18 protein-coding genes are annotated in these 19,028 nt (G+C 40.1%); 7 read left to right on the top strand and 11 right to left on the bottom strand.

Annotated features, from left to right (window positions below):
• The first annotated feature begins 33 nt into the window (after positions 1-33).
• Positions 34-582, top strand: a complete 549-nt coding sequence (locus ACTJIX_RS00280; RefSeq protein ID WP_103801010.1) for a hypothetical protein — start codon at positions 34-36, stop codon at positions 580-582.
• Between the two features lie 135 nt (positions 583-717).
• Here ACTJIX_RS00280 and glyA read toward each other — a convergent pair whose 3' ends face one another.
• Both glyA and ACTJIX_RS00270 read right to left on the bottom strand, forming a co-directional pair.
• A complete protein-coding gene (glyA, locus tag ACTJIX_RS00275; protein WP_004815326.1) occupies positions 718-1,971 on the bottom strand; it encodes a serine hydroxymethyltransferase in 1,254 nt (417 codons plus the stop codon).
• Between the two features lie 154 nt (positions 1,972-2,125).
• Positions 2,126-3,355 carry an alpha/beta hydrolase gene (locus ACTJIX_RS00270; protein WP_005222703.1) on the bottom strand — a complete coding sequence of 410 codons (1,230 nt, stop codon included), beginning with the start codon at positions 3,353-3,355 and terminating at the stop codon, positions 2,126-2,128.
• Positions 3,356-3,700: 345 nt separating this feature from the next.
• Between ACTJIX_RS00270 and ACTJIX_RS00265 the strand changes: the two genes are divergently transcribed.
• From ACTJIX_RS00265 to ACTJIX_RS00255, 3 genes are all read left to right on the top strand, one after another.
• The gene (locus ACTJIX_RS00265; RefSeq protein WP_004815320.1) at positions 3,701-4,399 is read left to right on the top strand and encodes a DUF3820 family protein; all 699 of its coding nucleotides are present in this window, start codon (positions 3,701-3,703) and stop codon (positions 4,397-4,399) included.
• Positions 4,400-4,486: 87 nt separating this feature from the next.
• Entirely contained in the window at positions 4,487-5,140 is a 654-nt protein-coding gene (locus ACTJIX_RS00260) for a hypothetical protein (protein WP_005222705.1), read from the top strand.
• A 206-nt stretch (positions 5,141-5,346) separates the two neighbouring features.
• Positions 5,347-5,697: a hypothetical protein gene (locus ACTJIX_RS00255; RefSeq protein WP_005222708.1), complete on the top strand. Its 351-nt coding sequence runs from the start codon at positions 5,347-5,349 to the stop codon at positions 5,695-5,697.
• A gap of 472 nt (positions 5,698-6,169) precedes the next feature.
• Here the strand turns inward: ACTJIX_RS00255 and ACTJIX_RS00250 are convergent, their stop codons facing one another.
• A complete protein-coding gene (locus ACTJIX_RS00250; RefSeq protein ID WP_004815310.1) occupies positions 6,170-6,394 on the bottom strand; it encodes a hypothetical protein in 225 nt (74 codons plus the stop codon).
• Between the two features lie 509 nt (positions 6,395-6,903).
• Here ACTJIX_RS00250 and ACTJIX_RS00245 point away from each other — a divergent pair.
• A complete protein-coding gene (locus ACTJIX_RS00245) occupies positions 6,904-7,449 on the top strand; it encodes a serine O-acetyltransferase (RefSeq protein ID WP_005222713.1) in 546 nt (181 codons plus the stop codon).
• A gap of 214 nt (positions 7,450-7,663) precedes the next feature.
• On the opposite strand, the gene katE is transcribed toward ACTJIX_RS00245, so the two are convergent.
• Positions 7,664-9,784 (bottom strand): catalase HPII, encoded by a 2,121-nt coding sequence (katE, locus tag ACTJIX_RS00240; RefSeq protein ID WP_005222714.1) that lies wholly within the window; start codon positions 9,782-9,784, stop codon positions 7,664-7,666.
• Between the two features lie 527 nt (positions 9,785-10,311).
• On the opposite strand from katE, the gene ACTJIX_RS00235 reads away from it, so the two are divergent.
• Positions 10,312-10,521 (top strand): cold-shock protein, encoded by a 210-nt coding sequence (locus tag ACTJIX_RS00235; protein ID WP_004815299.1) that lies wholly within the window; start codon positions 10,312-10,314, stop codon positions 10,519-10,521.
• A gap of 114 nt (positions 10,522-10,635) precedes the next feature.
• Entirely contained in the window at positions 10,636-10,863 is a 228-nt protein-coding gene (locus ACTJIX_RS00230; RefSeq protein WP_004815297.1) for a hypothetical protein, read from the top strand.
• 456 nt (positions 10,864-11,319) lie between these two features.
• Here ACTJIX_RS00230 and ACTJIX_RS00225 read toward each other — a convergent pair.
• From ACTJIX_RS00225 to ACTJIX_RS00195, 7 genes are all read right to left on the bottom strand, one after another.
• Positions 11,320-12,479 (bottom strand): IS3 family transposase gene (locus tag ACTJIX_RS00225; RefSeq protein WP_155757027.1). Its coding sequence is split into 2 segments (ribosomal slippage): positions 11,320-12,245 and positions 12,245-12,479, totalling 1,161 coding nucleotides; the frame shifts between segments, so codons are not numbered across the junction.
• 182 nt (positions 12,480-12,661) lie between these two features.
• Positions 12,662-13,873, bottom strand: coding sequence for a DcaP family trimeric outer membrane transporter (locus ACTJIX_RS00220; protein ID WP_005222720.1), 1,212 nt, complete (start codon positions 13,871-13,873; stop codon positions 12,662-12,664).
• Positions 13,874-13,933: 60 nt separating this feature from the next.
• On the bottom strand, positions 13,934-14,872 hold the full coding sequence (locus ACTJIX_RS00215) for a DUF4116 domain-containing protein (RefSeq protein WP_005222722.1): 939 nt from the start codon (positions 14,870-14,872) through the stop codon (positions 13,934-13,936).
• A 14-nt stretch (positions 14,873-14,886) separates the two neighbouring features.
• Positions 14,887-15,939 carry an AbrB family transcriptional regulator gene (locus ACTJIX_RS00210; RefSeq protein ID WP_155757028.1) on the bottom strand — a complete coding sequence of 351 codons (1,053 nt, stop codon included), beginning with the start codon at positions 15,937-15,939 and terminating at the stop codon, positions 14,887-14,889.
• Positions 15,940-15,988: 49 nt separating this feature from the next.
• Positions 15,989-17,488: a tripartite tricarboxylate transporter permease gene (locus ACTJIX_RS00205; protein ID WP_262467157.1), complete on the bottom strand. Its 1,500-nt coding sequence runs from the start codon at positions 17,486-17,488 to the stop codon at positions 15,989-15,991.
• 13 nt (positions 17,489-17,501) lie between these two features.
• Positions 17,502-17,948 carry a tripartite tricarboxylate transporter TctB family protein gene (locus tag ACTJIX_RS00200; RefSeq protein WP_155757029.1) on the bottom strand — a complete coding sequence of 149 codons (447 nt, stop codon included), beginning with the start codon at positions 17,946-17,948 and terminating at the stop codon, positions 17,502-17,504.
• 53 nt (positions 17,949-18,001) lie between these two features.
• A complete protein-coding gene (locus ACTJIX_RS00195; RefSeq protein ID WP_005222727.1) occupies positions 18,002-18,994 on the bottom strand; it encodes a Bug family tripartite tricarboxylate transporter substrate binding protein in 993 nt (330 codons plus the stop codon).
• Between the last annotated feature and the right edge of the window lie 34 nt (positions 18,995-19,028).

The raw sequence follows: 19,028 nt of genomic DNA, 5'->3' as shown, positions 1-19,028 counted from the left end.
AAACTAAAATAACGAAATAAAAAGAAGAATAAGATGGCATTTGCACAATCTACTTCAACATACAGTAGCACGGATTTCATGCAAGGTCTGCGTGCTCAGCTGCATCATCCGGATTCGGAACGTACCTTTTATGTCAGTCAGGCATTAAAGACCATTAACTTTGATAATAGTCCAGAAAGCCTGCTTCGTCTTGATCAATTTTTTCAGGCATTTAAGAAACATTTAGGAATTTTGACAGCTGACTTTAACAAGACCATTCAAAAGCTGAATACTGTGCTCTTGATCACCAGCCAGATCGGTTATTTTATCAGTTCTGAATTGAACTGTACTGAACATTGGCTAAGCCTTGAAGAACTCCAGATGGTGGCGTTAATACCAGGTACCGAGTTTGCCAATTCACAATGTTACTATGGCTTGGAGCTTCATGGGCAGATCGTATTTCCGATTGATTATGTTTTGAAGCATTTTTCAAGTATGGAAATGAAGACCAGTATCAGTGCAGATATTCAGAGCTTTATTTTTAATTATCGACATCCGCAAGCCATAGATCAATACGATTACTCTACTGTATTCCGAATTTAAAGCATAAGCTGTAAAAGCAGATTTTTTGAGCTTGTTGATCGCGATTGATTATTAAGTAAACAAGCTATTTAGTTGATTGAAATAAAAAATAAAAAAAGCCCCCAGATCGGGAGCTTTTTTCTGCTTCAAGTACAATTATTTAGCATATACAGGGAATTTTGCACATACAGCTGCAACTTTTTCTTTAACCGCAGCGATCACAGCTTCTTCGCCTTTACTGTCCAGGATGTCAGCGATCCAGCCAGCAAGTTCACGTACTTCAGCTTCGCCAAAACCACGAGTGGTTACTGCAGGTGTACCAATACGGATACCAGAAGTGACGAATGGAGAACGTGGATCGTTTGGTACAGAGTTTTTGTTCACAGTGATGTGAGCAGCACCTAACCAAGCATCAGCATCTTTACCAGTAATGTCTTGTTTGATTAGAGATAACAAGAACAGGTGGTTCTTTGTACCGCCAGAAACAACGTCATAACCGCGTTCAATCAGAACTTCAGCCATTGCTTGCGCATTCTTCACAACTTGTTGCTGGTAAGCTTTGTATTCAGGTGCCATTGCTTCTTTGAAGCAGATCGCTTTAGCAGCAACCGCGTGAACCAGAGGACCACCTTGGTTACCTGGGAATACAGCTGATTGAAGTTTTTTCTCGATTTCTTCGTTTGCTTTCGCAAGGATCAAACCTGAACGTGGACCACGAAGTGTTTTGTGAGTCGTTGTCGTTGTTACGTCAGCAATTTGAACTGGGCTTGGGTAAACGCCAGCAGCAACCAGACCAGCCACGTGAGCCATATCTACAAACAGGTAAGCGCCTACTTTGTCCGCGATTTCACGGAACCGTTGCCAATCTACAATTTGGCTGTACGCAGAGAAACCAGCCACGATCATACGTGGTTTATGTTCAACTGCCAGACGTTCAACTTCTTCGTAATCGATCTCACCAGTTTCCGGGTTTAGACCGTATTGAATTGCGTTATAAGTTTTACCAGAGAAGCTTACTTTCGCACCGTGAGTCAAGTGACCACCGTGAGCCAGGCTCATACCCAATACTGTATCGCCTGGGTTAAGAAGCGCTAGGTAAACTGCAGAGTTTGCCTGAGAACCAGCATGTGGCTGAACGTTAGCGTAATCAGCACCAAATAATTCTTTAGCACGGTCAATTGCCAATTGTTCAATGACATCTACATATTCACAACCGCCATAGTAGCGTTTGCCTGGGTAGCCTTCTGCATATTTGTTAGTGAGTTTTGATCCTTGAGCTTCCATTACTGCTGGTGAGCAATAGTTTTCAGAAGCGATCAACTCGATGTGCGCTTCTTGGCGAGCATCTTCGTTAGAGATTGCTTGAGCGATTTCTGGATCAAATTCAGCAATAGAGATATTGGCAAACATTAGCGAGGTCCTATTAAATTAGGGCTTTTAAGCCGTGCTAAGATTGGCGCGTATTGTAGCATGAACTTTGCTATTTTCGACTAGGAACTTTATTCAGTTTGCAATAAAAATAGCTCATGCTTAAAAAAATATGAGCTATATAGATAAAAATAAGTTATTGAATTGGCATTAGAGATTTTACATCTTCAATAATATTAGGAATATTCGATGTATAGACACTGCTGTGATCCCATGAATTGTTCGTAATATATCCTAATGAGGTTTGTTTCTGATTTGCTGATCTAACTAAAACATCTGTTGCAGCTTTTGGAACAGTCTTATCTGCCCCTCCCTGATAAATAATTACTGGTGTAGTCACTTTTACCTGTAAAGGCTGAGAATCTTTTTCGAGGAAGGTTTTGACCACTGGGATACTCATAAAATTAGCTTGAGTACGCGGGTATCCTTCTAAGGTTTTTTTATCGTTAAAATAAATTCCCATTTCATTACCGAATTTTCCGCCCAATACTTCATAACAATCTGATTCAGCATTCTTAGCAATGTCGTCCGTTGGATTTTGAAATACTTGGCTATATTGCAGATTCGGGTTCGGATTACGCAATCCAGCTACAATCAGTGCAGTAAAAGTATCTAAAGAGGCTAAAGTTTCAATTTTTTTATTCAGATTTGTTTCCTGTCCAGCTTGAGCCTCACCACCTGCCAAAATCAAACTAAAATTAGAAGCAGGTGCTAAAGCTACCGTACCTTTATAAGTCATTTGAGATGCACGTGCTGCATATTGAGCAGCACCTAAAGCCGCTTGACCACCTTGAGAATGTCCGACAGCCATCCATTGATTAGAAGCTTCCAATCCTAAATATTTTTTTGCAGCTACCACTGCGTCAGTAATTGAATAGGCTTCACTCTTAAGATTAAGGAAAGGATGAAGTTCTGTGCCACTCGGCTCTCCTAAGCCTTCATAATCAGGTGCAACGACCATGTATCCAGCTTGAAGGAATCTGGCAATCATATCTTTGATATCAGGATTTAGTTCATTGCGACTTGGTGCACACTGATCAGCCACACCGGTCGTACCATGTGCCCATGCAACTATCGGCCAACCTTTCGCAGGAGGTGTTCCTTTTGGAGTAAAAACCAGTGCCGTTGCCTGGGTTTCGTTATTATTGATACCTAACATCTTATAAGTCATAACCACACTTTCATCGGCAACAGCAGTCAGGTCCGTTTCGGTATAAGCCACAGGCGTTGCTACAACCGGATTGGCAATATTATTTACCGGAATAGCGGATTTGGACTCATAATCACCATCATCATCGCTATCATTACACGCAGTTAAAGCTACGCTTAGGGCGAGTAGAGAACCAGTCAATACATGACGTTTCATCGATCTTATCCTTGTCTTAATTATTGTCTCTTATGATTTTTATAGTTTTATCAAATGATAAAACTAGAGATTAATTTCCCAAGTTATTGTCTTAATGGCAAGAGATTATTTTGTTATTTATCTAACAAATACAGTCCAAGTTTCGATTGATTTCGGCATAATAAACTTAAGCTTTGGAAATAATTACAGAAACTACAAAAACCTTTATTTATTAGTTCAGTTTAAAAATATTCTGTATCAGTCAAAAAGCCTTCAATTAAAAGTAAAAATCAGGCATTCCAATTGTCAGTAGTGAAATAATAATGTTAGATTTTAATCCTCACCTTTTTCAGGCAAATTTTCGTCATGCAGGCCATCATTCTCGACACTGAAACCCATACACTAAACGGTCAGCCGATTGAAATTGCGTATGCGCCTGTGGACATTCTGGACCATAAAATCAGCCTGGATAAAAGCCGACTGTTTGATCAGCTCTATAGCTGTGATGAACCAATTTCTTTTGCAGCCATGGCTGTGCATCATATTCTGGAATCAGATCTGGAAGGACAGCCACATTACAGCAGTTTCGAACTTCCACAGGAAACTACTTATATCATTGGTCATAATATTGATTATGATATTCGTGCCTTAGAAAAATGCGGTGTAAATTCATCTAATATTAAAGCGATTTGTACGCTCGCTTTGGCTCGTCGCGTATGGCCAGATGCTGAGGCCCACAATATCTCTGCCCTGATTTATATGATCACCCGTGGCAGTGACCGTGCCCGTGAAATGATCCGTAAAGCGCATCGTGCTGATATGGATATTATTCTGACTGCGAATATCCTGATGCATATTGTGCATCACCTGAAAATCAGCAGTATTGAAGAACTATATGAAGCTTCTGAAGATGCGCGTATTCCACGTACCATCAATTTTGGTAAGCATCGTGGCACTGCGATTGCTGAACTGCCTGCTGACTATGTGCAATGGCTGCTTCGTCAGGAGGATCTCGATCCTTATCTGCGTAAGGCTTTAGAAAATACTGCAATTACAACACTTTAATTTTAAGCAAATTTAACAGCATCTTCATATTAGTGTAATTTTCTCATATTAGCATCTACTTGAACTCTGTATATAAGGCATTCAGGTATGATGCGCTATTCAAAAACTGCAAAGGGTCTACATGTTCTTCAACATCGCAATGTCGAGCTTAATGCACGTCAAAGACGTCTTTTGGTTTTAATTGGCACTGAAGATTTTGATTTACTCACACCTCAGTTTAAAGCGCGTATTGCACCACATGATTTGCTGCAACAATTATGTGATATAGGATTAATTGAAATACAAGAGTTAGAGACTTCAAATGCAGCATTCGGTACAGAGTCAGTACACACTTCAGCCCCTGCTAGTAACTCAGCAAAAGCATCAACTTCACACTTTCCTGAATCAAATATTCAGACTTCAATCACTCGTCCTGCCCCATCTGCTGATCTTGAAGCGCCGATTACCACGACATTAGTTGCCACGCCCCACGTGCCTGACGTACCTGCTGACATCCCCTATATAACACTCAACCAAGAACAGGTACGCAGCTTAATGCTGGACAGTTTAAAAAAATACTGTGGCTTATTGGCCAAACAACACATTCAAAATATTGCTCAAGCACCAGATATCAATGCCTTAAGAGTCTGTCAGGTACAATGGTTGACACTTCTCCAGGAAAGCCGCATGCCTTCACAAGAGTTAAACCAACTGTTCAAGCAAATTAGCCATGCTTTATCCATGCTGCGTGCTCAGGCTTAAAACTCTCCATAGATTCAGTCTTTTTAAGTCTAGTTTAAGTTTAAAGATGAATAAATCCGGCGAAAAAATTTTTCTATTTAATTGAAAAATATAATTTTAATTCGTACAAAAGTAGTTGTATTCATTTACTTTCGACTATAGATGCATAGCTATATTAAGGATTTAAAGCCATATAGAATGTATTACTTTTTATTCTTCCCACGCTTATGCAAAACTATTTTGAATTCGATGCTTTTGATAATCCCATGCAACTGAGCAAGGTGGGAAACTGGGTCATTACTTTTGTCAGTGCTGCCGATGAACTAGAACATATTCAGTTGGCGATCACGTATGTCTTGCCTCGCCAGATCAGTGATGCGTTGCAACCACGTCGCATACTGATTGAGAAAACTGCCTATGAACATCAATGGCTGATTCAGACGATTGAATGCTTTGACAGCAAGACCAATCAGGAAGTACAAATTGCAGCTGCAGATGCATTGGGACAACAAACGCTTCAGCAGATTCTGGAAGAATTTACTCGTTATGATGTGAATGTCACTCTAAAAAGTTTTTAAGTTTAAGCTCGTTGACAAGTTATTAACTAAATGCTTGAACTATCTACTATTCAGGCATTGAGTTAAAAATCGCGTTAAGCTAAGTGCATAATAATAGATAAGAATAGAATCTAAATTATGCGATATGCTCATCAACATAACACTCAAGCCCTCGTCCTATTTCAGCTTCACCAAAATATAGAAGAATGCCTGAATGCTTTTAATTTGAAGTCTCAAAGTCACCAGCTCAGGCTTCAACCCGATCCTCTGTCTCAAGAATATCTCCTTGCACAGAAACATGACTTAGGACAGGTATGCCAACAAATCCGTATAAACCGTAGCGAAGTATCCGATCCTCATCCCTTGGTTCGTTATCATCTGCTGGCATTTATTTTTAATCAGTTAATCTGAAACAATAGGATTTAAAAAAAATAGCCCATCCTTAGATGAGCTATAGCTTCTATATTGCCAGGCTTAACTAAAAAATAGTTTCCTATTTTGGTTCCATAACACGATAAATACAGTCTGTTTGCTCACTGGCAAATAGCAATTCAATCGTTGGCCGGATAATTTCATCGTCCACCACAATGTATTCAACTTGCTGTTCTAAACGTTGGGAAGGATCTCTATGCTGGGCACCGGCGCGCAATAATGCTTTTACATCAAGGATTTTTCCATACTGGTTTTTGACTTGCACATCAATCATCTCTTTTGTCATTGCGGTGCCCTCCTTTTAATTTGGATTTATTAATTCTCATCTTCTAAATTCTTATAACATATTTATTTAAAAGGCTTTCAAACGAATATGTAAGATTTTTTAGCAGGATATTATTCCGGCATAAGATGAATTGCAAAACCAAATGAATAGTTTGTTGCTACTCGCTTTAATCGCACAGGCAAAACTAAAAACCAGACATTAAAAAGCCCGCATCGCTGCGGGCTCTGTGTTGGATGGCTAGTGCTAGATTTATTGCCTGAATCGAAATTCGAGCTCAACTAACTGTCATTGATCCGTCCAACTTATTGGTAGCGTCGCATGGTTTTTTGACCTACCGTAAGCTTAATATAGGCTGCACTTCATGGTGGCACAAGTCCTGATTACATTTCTAAAAGTAGATTCATACAATTTTTCAATTGTGATTTTTATAAACTCCATTAGTCTTGCAGACTTCCGAATTTTTTCATTTCAGCGCAAAATACGCTGTCTTTTCTATCCGATGCTCAGTCATGATCTGGCAACTTATTCTTAGTGATCTGTATCGCTATTGCGGCAATACTTCAGCAAAATCTCTGATTAAAAACTATCTGTTTAACCGCGGTTTTAATTTTAGTTTCTGGTTGCGTCTGGCCTCTTCCAACTTATTTATTGCGAAATTAGCCTATCCTATTTTTTATTATAAGAAAAAGAAATACGGCATCGACATTCATTGCAGTACGCAAATTGGTTATGGATTATATATCGGCCATGGTGGACCTGTAGTGGTAAACCCCACTACAATTATTGGCAACAATGTGAATCTGTCACAATTTACGACCATTGGTGCCAATGGCGGAAAACAGGCAGCCTATATCGGCGATAATGTCTATATTGGGCCGAATGTTTGCATTATTGATGATGTCAAAATTGGCAACAATGCCACGATCGGTGCCGGTAGTGTGGTCACTAAAAACATTCCTGAAAATGCGACAGCCGTGGGAAATTATGCCAAAGTGATTCATTATAATAATGCAGGTAACTCCGTAAACCGCCGCTGGCCACTTAGTGAAAAATAAAGCAGTTCATCTGAAATAAATAATGAATCCAGTTATCAAGCCTAAAAATTTATAAGGATTTTACTCATCTGGATAGGTTTTGTGGCGCTCATTTGGATTGTCTTTAAACAGAATGCATTTATGGATAAACAGATGTAGATACGAGCTGATTGATTTAAATTATACCACTTAAAAAAACTCCCTCAATTGAGGGAGTTTTTTTGACTTGGCTGTTTTAACCTGGAATCATTTCTGATACTGGTTCACGCGCCCAAACACGATGTTTCATAATTAGTTGCTTTAATTCCATAGCGACGGATTTGAAATCTTGATGTGAAAGCGTGCCTTCATCAGCGACCAAACCTAAAGTATTGATCAGATCAGCTTTTTCACCCAAGAGTACAATTGGCTTTAAGTGTACGTAAGCTTCAATGATGTAGTGTTTTGCCGTGCCGTCTTTCAACACCTGGTCATAATTATCACCATCGACCATAACAACGGCATCATAAAGTACTGATGGCTCACCTCGTTGCATACCATCTGCCATTACTTCTGCACCATTGCTGCTCAATACAGGTGCAGGTGTCGGAGCGAGTACCTCAGCAATGGCACTTTCCTCCTTGGCCCAAGCCAATACCGCATCCACATTCGCCTGATTAACCTTGTCATGCACTAGAACAGCAATTTTCTTGCCCTTAATATCGGGTGCCGGGAAGGCTTCCAGAGAAATGCGTTTAGATGGCGTTACTTCCGGCAATTCCACATTCAGTTTTTCTGGCGGAATTACAATCCCCAGTTTGGTTGCCACCTGCTGAGCCAGATCCAGATCGATATTGCACAGAATTTCTAGCACTTCACGTTCACGGATATACAAACGTTGCACCTTGCTCAGTTCAAAAACATACGCATTCACCACATGACGTTGTTCATATGGCGTCAGACTGCGGTAATACAATCGTGCCTGGGTAAAGTGGTCACTAAATGATGGGCTACGCTCACGAATCTTACGTCCGTCAATACGCTCGGCATAACTTTCGAAACCACCATTCGACGCTGCCGGTGTGGTTTCCGTTGGCCAGTTATTATCGATAGAATTTGGTTCATAAGAGGCCTGTCCACGATGGATCGCACGCTGATGATAACCATCACGCTGATTATTATGGAATGGGCAAACTGGCTGGTTGATTGGAATCTGGTGGAAGTTTGGTCCACCTAGACGAATCAACTGTGTATCGGTATAGGAGAACACACGTGCCTGTAGTAATGGGTCATTCGAGAAATCAATCCCCGGTACAATATGTGCCGGACAGAAGGCCACCTGCTCGGTTTCTGCAAAGAAGTTTTCCACATTACGGTTAAGTACAAAGCTACCAATTGGTGTAACCGGTACAAGCTCTTCAGGAATGAGTTTAGTCGCATCCAGCAGGTCAAAATCAAACTTGTGCTCATCGGCTTCAGGCACGATCTGTACACCTAGTTCCCATTCCGGATAATTGCCTGACTCAATTGCATCATACAAATCACGACGGTGAAAATCTGGGTCACGACCTGCCAGTTTTTGTGCCTCATCCCAAGTCAGCTGGGTCAGACCTTGTTTTGGTGTCCAGTGGAATTTAACAAAAACTGCTTCACCATCCGCATTGATCATACGGAAAGTATTGACACCGAAGCCTTGAATTGAACGGAAGTTACGTGGAATAGCACGGTCAGACATTGCCCACATCACCGCATGGGCAGTTTCAGGTACAAGAGAAACGAAATCCCAGAATGTATCATGCGCAGTCTGTGCAGTAGGAATCTCGGTATGTGGTTCAGGCTTCATCGCATGCACGAAATCCGGGAACTTGATTCCGTCCTGGATAAAGAATACTGGCGCATTATTTCCCACCAGGTCATATACCCCTTCCTGAGTATAGAACTTCATCGCAAAACCGCGAATATCACGTACTGTATCCGCTGAACCTCGTGGACCCTGTACGGTAGAAAAGCGCACAAACATAGGAGTCTCGCGCTCAGTATCGGTCAGGAATCCAGCCTTGGTAAAGCGCTCATTGCCAGGATAAGCCTTAAATACACCATGTGCTGCCACACCACGGGCATGCACAATACGTTCAGGAATACGCTCATGGTCAAAATGCGTCATTTTTTCCTGAAAGATAAAGTCTTCCAGCAAAGTTCCACCACGGGTACCAGCTTTCAGGCTATTCTGGTTATCAGAAATTTTCACCCCCTGGTTGGTGGTCAGAGCCTGCCCAGTTGCATCACGACGGTATGCATCAAGCTGGGCATTCTTCTCATTATGATTTTTCAAATCCGGACGATCAGTACCTGCTAGCTCACTCTTGGTCTCTTTCATGTGACTTCCTTATTATTACCCTTTTGATAAAAAACAAATTTGGCTTTAAGCTTTTGTTTTTTATCTTCTATTATTTAAATGACGGCGATTGTTCACTCACATTCAAAGGAGTTATATCGCTTATTAGGCGCCTTTCTAAAATACTATGGGGCATACGTGGAAGTTGTAGCGCTTTGTGACACCGTGTATAGATCAATTAATGTTTAAGGAGAAGTCTGTATTCAGCAAATGCTAAGACGTGACTTAAAATAGTTTCAAGTAGGACTTAAGACGATTAATAATCTGTGCATGAACAGTCTCTTATAAATTATTTGTATAATAATTTAATTTTTTATTGAATATTTTGATATATCATGTATGATGACTATCAAATACAAAGTGTTGTTATTCTATTTTCTTTAAGTATCGTCGTTTTTAATTATTTTATAAGCATTCGTTTTTTCAGATCATCATTTCAATTCTTTCCTATTCTCAGCATATTTTCGTTTATTTAATTCGAAAAATACTAAAAATCAAAAGGTTATTTTATGTCTAATACAGTTACTGGCACAGTAAAATGGTTCAACGAAACTAAAGGTTTTGGCTTTATTCAACAAGAATCAGGTCCAGACGTTTTTGCTCATTTCCGAGAAATTAGCAGTTCAGGTTTCAAAACTTTATTTGAAGGCCAACAGGTTTCTTTCAGCATTGTTGAAGGTCAAAAAGGTCCTAATGCTGTGAATATTGTCGCTCTTTAATCGACAACATTCATTAGAGGGAGCCTGCACATCAGGCTCCCTCTCATTTTTTGAAATCCCTAGTTTTATTCTATTTTCAAAAATAGAAGAAACATTAAAATAATAGGTAACACAATGAATCAATTTAATAATTTAATTGCTAAAGCAGCCAATGGCACTGAAATCCTGGTTTCTCTTATCCCATTAAATAAACAGCAAAATACCCGCCAAGGCTTTAAATGGGTCGAAGTTGGCAAGAAAGTTCTTTTACAGTCAGGTCTTGAAGTTGACTTAAATATGGACGGTCGGTCTTTCTATGCTCAAAGTAATGAGCTATTTAAGTTTAAAGAGAGAATCATGTAATCCTTTACTTGCATTAAAAAAAGATGCATTTGAATCCTGATCTATTTTTAATCAAATATAGCGATAAAATTTATTTTTTTATGAGGAAGTGTCTTATAGATGACTTCCTTTTTTTATATTTTGAATTTTAATTTATTCTGAGTCAGAACTTCATTAATGACTACTCTGTTTATTAAAAAAACATCTTCTATATAAGATCTATTTCATAAATCAAAAAATGATCGTTATATTCATATTTAAATGAATATTGAAAGTTCCTTCTCCCTTTAGGATGAGAAGTATTACTTCGCAAGAGGATAAAGGATTTCTTAGATATAACCTCTCCTTTGCGCAGTAGTGCTGCTCATCTCCTACAAGGAGAAAGGAATTTCATTTTAATGATTAAAAAATAATTTATGAAAGAACTCTATAGGATGTTTGATCCTAGACAGTATCGTGGACAATCGATCCCTGATCCTAGACAGTATCGTGGACAATCGATCCCTCTAAATTCTTGAAATATTTCTGTTCAAAGGCTTCTGGACTTAACCAGCCGTTTGCAGAATGCCTTCTGACCCGATTGTAATAAATCTCAATATAATCAAACAAGACCGCATTCACCTCTTTTCGAGTCGAAAACACACTGCCATGTACCACATGACCTTTTAATGTAGGAAAGAAGCTTTCAGTCACTGCATTATCCCAACAGTTTCCACGTCTAGACATACTCTGAGTACAATCATTTTTCAGTAACAGCGCTCTAAAATCACGACTACAGTACTGTGAGCCTTGGTCCGAATGAACCATAACACCAGTTGGATAACCCTGACGAGCCATTGCATAGTTAAACGTATCACACACCAACTGGCGGTCTATTCGATGGCTGGTTTGCCACCCCACGATACGACGGCTAAATAAATCTAGCATCACACATAAATACAACCAACCTTCTTTAGTGTGGATATAGGTAATGTCTGTTGTCCAGACTTTATTAGGCTGAGTAACTGTAAATTGGCGATCCAACAAGTTGGGTGCTGTAGGCAAACGATGGGTTGAATCAGTCGTATGCTTGTATTTACGCGCAATCCTGCTACGTAAACCAAGCTTTTTTAGCATCCTTCCAATAGTACGTTCGCTCATGTTGTAACCTAAATCATGCATGTCATGTACTAATGAAGGTGCACCCAATCGTGCATGATGCTGCCAATATACGGCTTTTAAGTCATTATATTTCTGTGCCGTATTGGCTTGACGTTTTCGCCAGGCATAATAGCCTGAAGTGCTGACACCTAGGTATTTACAGGCAGAAGATACGGTGACTTCATTCATATCTAGATCTTGAATTACCGTGTACTTTTCTTGGCATGATCTGTTAGAAAGTACACATGCGCTTTTTTTAAGATGTCATTGGCTTCCTTGAGCTGTTTGACTTCTTTCTCTAATTCCACGATCCGCTGTTGTTCTGGTGAAAGTTGACGTTTGCTTGAACCTGCCGGATTGGTTTCACGAATCCATTTATCTAATGTTGAATAACCCACACCTAATTTCTGGGCGATTGCAGCTACAGACTCGTGTGAGTTTGAAAGTGCATAATCAATCGCTTGCTGTTTAAATTCTGGACTAAAACGTTTAGCCATTTCTTGAATCTCCAAAGATTAAAGTTACGTTATCTTTAGAGGGACGTGCTGTCCATTATTTTGTCTAGGATCAGTTTCCTATAGATATTAAGTGTGAAATAAAATAGTTCTAAGCTTAAATAAGCTAGCAAACTCCATTAAAAGGGATAGAGAAATCTCTCTACCCTTTTAGCCCCGCTATTTTAAAAATCATATTTCGCCATGATTTCTATACGGTTATCATTTCCTGTTCTACCTTCAACAGTCTCGCGTTCACCATAGACATATTCCATACCCAACGTAACGGGTTTAATCGGGTTATACATGACATTTAACCAGCCTTGCTGTAAATGATTATTACCGTTGGCGTTGTTATCATCATAAATTACAGAGCCATAGCCCAAAGTACTTCTGATTTGAGGAGTAAATTTATAGGTTGCACCCAATGTAAAAGCATCAAAATCAATGAGGTCTATATCATTGCCACGCTGTACATAACGTTTGTTATCAGAAGTTGCTAATAAAAATTTATTATCTCCAGAGATATGCGAGTAATTAGCATTCAAAATAAGTTGATTATCTGGCTTATAATTTACCCCTAGACCAATCCCCCAACCTAGCTCTGTCTCATCATCCAGATCACGTACTCGTACTTCTTGTAAAAGTCCTCGTGCAGTGACTAAACCGGTGCCTTCCGCAAATTTATGACTCAATTTTGCCGTAGCTGCAGGTAACCTGTTTTCGTCATTACCTTTTTCTAATCCAACAAAATACTGGGTATTGGCATTTAGTTGATCTGTATACCGCACCATTGGAGTACGTGTCGTTCCTCCACCGAGTGGAGTATTGAAATCGAGCATTTCTGGTGAGGTTTCGGTCGACAAGAAGGTCGACGTAGTTTGACCGATTAACCAGTTGTTATAAGTCATGTAGACATGACGTAATCTGACCGTATCCTTATCTGTACCGCCACGGAAATCGATTTCAACTTTAGCGCCGACATCAGCATCCTGAAATGGCGACTTAAAATCCAAACCAATGCGGGTGGTTGTTAATGTCAAATCTAAACGATCTTCAGTAGATTTCTTATTGACATCTCCTTCTAGCGCTACGCTATTGATGCTATTAAACATGCCTTTTGCGCCTTCGATTTGATAAGCAGCATCAGCACGAACAAAGCCATAGAGCTTAATTTCTGCACCAGATTTTGATAACCACTTATTTACTGCTGGTGTTTTTTGTTCCTGCTGAAAATCTCTGCTTGTCCCTGAGATTTGTTGGGCCTGTAACATTTGTCTGAGCTCAGCAACTTCTGATTTCAATTTCTCAATTTCTGTAGGCGCTGTTTGATCAGCATATGCTGTGGAAATAACTGTACTACCAATAAATATAAAAGCTAAATTATAAAATTTCATATTAATCCTTTAAAAGTGAATCCAATTTCATCCAATACATTAAAAATCAGTTTTTTTGTTTTATCCTCCATATAGTTCTAGATACTTGTTTTTCACGATTTCACTTTTATATTTTTGCTTAATAAAATTAATCGCATGCTTAGACTTGGAAAGTGCATACAGACATAGGCTTTCGGTTTGATGTTTCACTGCTGCAATAGCTTCGTAATCCAGGGAAATAGCCAACCTGCATAAATGTTCTGGTTGTTCATCAAGATATTTAATAGAAGTTGGATTTTGCCGAATGGCATGAATTATTAATTTTTCATTTTTATTTTTTAAGAATTTGATAAATGATGAATTTTTTCGAATTGCATCTAGCCAGACAGCTTCATGGCATTCTTTGACATATTGAATAACATAAGGTTTTTTCTTAAGTGCAAGTCTTAAAATATACTCGCTTTGATCATGAATATATTGAATTGCTTCTGGCTTTGATTTGACAGCTTCTTCATAAATTAAATCAGTGGGCTCAGGAATATATTGCAATGTATTTCCATCAGCTCGAACTGCTAATAGACATATTTCCTGAGTTTTATCGTGCACATACTTAATTGCATAAGGATTGTTAAAGACAGCTGTTTTACACAGGAATTCATTTTGTTGTTGAATAAATTTAAGAGCAAAACCATTTTGTCTAACTGCAGTTAAACACATCTCTGCTGTTGGATTATCAATATAATAGCGAATCGCTAATCCTTCATTTTCTAAAGCCTTTAGACATATTCGATGAGTTTTATTTTTGACATATTTGAGCGTATCACCACAGTTTGAAACAGCGAGTAAGCACATTTCATCATTTTGCACTTGTACGTACTTAAGCGCTCTAGGATTAGTTTTAACCGCCACTGTACACAACTGGATATCCTGATGAGGAATATATTTTAAAAGTAAGCCATCATGCTGTAACTGATACAGCCAATTTTTATAAGAAACCCGTATATACACGTCACTATTCATCCGTGATCCATCTCCTAAGATTTATTCGTAGATTTAAAAAGCAGTTGCAGACTGCGTTGATAAAAAAAGCGTGTGGTTAAAATCACAAAAATCAGGCGTGAAAGCTGAAAAGCCACTACGATCGGCACAGCGAGTCCCAAGGCTTTTGCCATTAAGGACATTTCAGCAATCCCACCAGGAGATAATCCCAAAATCAGAATCTGGGCATCGGCATGGCTTAAATGAATTAATAACAAGGCAAAAATAATAGACAATGCCAATGCCAATAAATTGAATAAAACAGTCAATCCGATAAATTTTTTACTGTTTTTTAAGAAACTAAATGGAAATTTGCTGCCTAACGACCAGCCAATACAGAGTTGCCCAAAGGCAATAAACCACTCTGGAAAGCGAAATTGTAAAATGCCAAAAAAAGACAAAAGACCAATGATCGTCAGTGGACCTAAAATCCAAGCATTAAGAAAATTAAAATATTGAAAGATTTTGCCTGTAAATAAAGCCAGTAAAAAAAGCAGCAGAACCTGATCAAATCCATAACGTTCAGTATCCTGCACGATCAGATCAGACCATTCGACCTGAAAATACAGTCCCATAAAAATTGGGACAAGCACTACCAAAATCACAATCCGCAGACTATGTGCAGCCACCACTTTATCGACCTGGGCATTGTATTGCTCGGCAATATTAACCATTTCACTGGCACTGCCAATTGCTGAAGAAAACCATGCAGTGGCCCAGTCCAGTTTATTGATCCGATATTGCAGCACTGCCAACATGGTACCCAGCACCAGCGACCACAGAATACCGAGCAGAATGAAGCCCCAATACGCAGAAATGGCTTGTACCAAGGCTGGGGTAAAATATAGACCGAGTGCCATACCAATAATAATCTGCCCTCCTTTACGCCAGTGAGAATGGCAGGACAATGGCTTTCCAACACTTCCCATGAATAATGCAGCCAGCAACGGCCCGAGTAGCCATGGCAAAGGAATATGCAGATATTTCGCGAGTATTGCCCCAAGCAGAGCAATGGCCAATCCTTTGGCATTTAACATTATTGTTTTCATAATCCTAAGCAATAATGATCAGCACAAACTGATCATTATTATTGTCTAGTTAAGCTTGATGCTTTTTGATGAACAGGTATTTACGTACTACTGGAAGAATCAGTAACAATGCTGACATCACCCAAAGTCCCATGCTGATATTACTGCTCCACAAGATGCTGAGTTCACCTTGAGAAATAGATAACGCACGACGTAGATTCGACTCCATTAACTCGCCTAAAACAAAGCCAAGAATTAGCGGTGCCAATGGGAAATCAAATTTTCTTAATACATAACCCGCTACACCTAAGCCCATGCATAGCAATAGGTCGAAGATATTGGAGTGAATGGCGTAAACACCAACAAAGCTCACTGTCGCAATAATCGGAATCAGAATGTAGCTTGGCACACTTAACATACGGGCAAAGAAGCCAACCAATGGAAGGTTTAAGACCAGCAGAATAATGTTACCGATCATTAGAGATACGATCAGTGCCCACACCAATGTTGGCTGTTCACTAAATAATTGTGGGCCAGGGGTAATGTTATACATCATTAACGCACCCATCATGACCGCAGTTGTTCCTGAACCAGGTACACCTAAAGTCAGCATTGGTACAAATGAACCACAAGCTGCTGCATTGTTAGCGCTTTCTGGCGCTGCCAGACCACGTAAATCCCCTTTACCAAACTGACTGTTGTCACGTGCCATTTTACGTTCAGTGGTATAGGCCATCGCACTTGCTACAGTTGCACCTGCGCCTGGTAAAATTCCAGAGAAGAATCCGATCAGAGAGCCACGGATGATAGTAGCCAATGCGCTCAAGAATTCTTTGACGTTAAATAATGAGCGTTTACCTTGTTTCAGCACAACTTTGCCAATGGTAGTACGTTCTAGCAGTAATAAAATTTCGCTCACACTAAATAAGCCGATCACCAACGTAGTAAAGGCAATACCATCACTCAGACCAACACTATCAAAAGTAAAGCGATATACACCGGTAATGGCATCCATCCCAACAGTCGATAGCGCTAAGCCCATCAGCGCCATGATCAGGGTTTTAAAGGGCTGCGTACTTACCAGACCGGTTAAGCAGACAATGGCAAATACCATCAATGCAAAGTATTCTGCTGGTCCAAAAGCAATCGCCCACTTTGCCAATAACGGTGCAAACAATACGATTCCAATAAAAGCAATCGTACTCCCGATAAACGAACTGACTGATGACAGCGATAGTGCAATGCCTGCTTTACCTTGCTGTGCTAGCGGATAGCCATCCAGCGTGGTCATAATCGCGCCAGCATCACCCGGTACGTTGAGTAGAATTGCAGAAATACGACCACCATATTCACAACCTAAATAAACTGCTGCCAAGAGAATTAAAGCACTGTCTACAGGTAAACCGAGTGCATAAGCAAACGGTAACAGGATGGCTACACCATTAATTGGTCCTAAACCCGGTAATAGACCGACAATCGTACCAATAAATGCACCGATAAAAGCAATGAGAAGATTTTGTGGTTGTAAGGCAACTTCAAATCCCATCATTAAAAAATTTAATATATCCATATCGTTGTCATCCTTAACCGAAGAATCCGAGTGGTAACGGCACATCTAGTACACGGTCAAACAGGTAGTAGGTACACGTACTGAGCACCAGACCTGTGATCGCCACTGGAATGGTTTTGCCATTGAAAAGCTTGCCCACTGCAATGGTCATGAGTAAGGTCGCAACGATAAAGCCGAACCCTTCAAAAATAACTGCATACACAGTCAAGGCCAGTACACACAGCACCAGTTTGCCCAGCAAATGCTTGGTCCATCCCAGTTCAACCGGTTCAAACATGATGGCTGGACGTACGGTCAGATAGACTGCACTTGCTGTAATTAAGCCCATGAGTAAAATTGGAAAGGCTTTGGGTCCTACTGGATCGTAGGAAATTGGAGCCTCAAAACTGCAAGCATAGATCAGTAAAAATAATCCGCAGACCGCAATGATGCCCGTAAGAATACGTTCAGATTTCATCATCTACCCTCAAAACAAAAACTGAGCTGAAAATGGTTTTCAACTCAGTCCTTTTGTTATTTTGACAATTTATATTCTTCAGATAACTGACGCATTTCCGCAGTCTGCTTATAGACATACGCAGTCAGTTCTTCACCGGTCAACTCGAATGGAAGCAGATCCTGATTTTCACGTACTGCATCGAACTTCTGGTTAGCCATCATTTGATCAAAAGCATTTTTCCACCAGTTGAAGGCTTCATCACTGACTTTTGGCCCCATATAGAAGCCACGGATTACAGGCCATTCCAGATCATAGCCCTGCTCTTTTGCAGTTGGCAGCTGAGAGAATTTACCCTCTAAACGTTTGTCAGAGAAAACAGCCAGAATTCGGATATTACCTGCTTCGAGGTGAGCGCCTACTTCACTGACATTCCCCACACCCACCTGAATATGTTGACCAAGCAGCGAAGTCAGGACTTCACCACCACCTTCAAGTGCCACAAAGCTCATATCAGCAGGGTTCACACCAGCTTTCTTCGCCAGAATGGCAGTTTGCATCCAGTCCTGGCCGCCTACACTACCTGCCCCCCCAAAGCTGATTGCTTTTGGATTTTTTTGCAGGGCTTTCATTAAGTCGTCCAGCGTTTTTAATGGTGAATCTTTATGTACAGAAACCAGACCATAATCTACGGCCACACCAGACAGCCATTTCACGTCTTTTTCAGTAAAATTACCGAATTTCCCTTGTGCCAGGTTCAAAAGTGAACCAGTAGAAAATGCAATCACCGCGTTATTATTTGCCGGATCGTTATTCACAATCTTGTTATACGCGACTGCTCCGACACCGCCCGGCATATAAGTCACACGCATCGGGTCTTTTAGGGTTTCAGTCTGTTTAAAACCTGACTGAATAAGCTTACAGGTCATGTCAAATCCCCCACCCGGTTTAGCTGGTGCGATACATTCAGGGCGTTTTGGCTGACCAGGATCTTTAGATGCATTTCCTGTACCACAACCGACCAATACAGCGCCTGTACAAGCCAATGCTACCCATTTCAATTTTTTCATAGCAAACTATCCTTATTGCTGAATTATTTGTTGA

Origin of the sequence: Acinetobacter sp. 22323, assembly GCF_052044895.1 — a bacterium.
Lineage (GTDB): Bacteria > Pseudomonadota > Gammaproteobacteria > Pseudomonadales > Moraxellaceae > Acinetobacter > Acinetobacter schindleri.
This window is presented reverse-complemented; position numbering and strand designations above follow the sequence as displayed.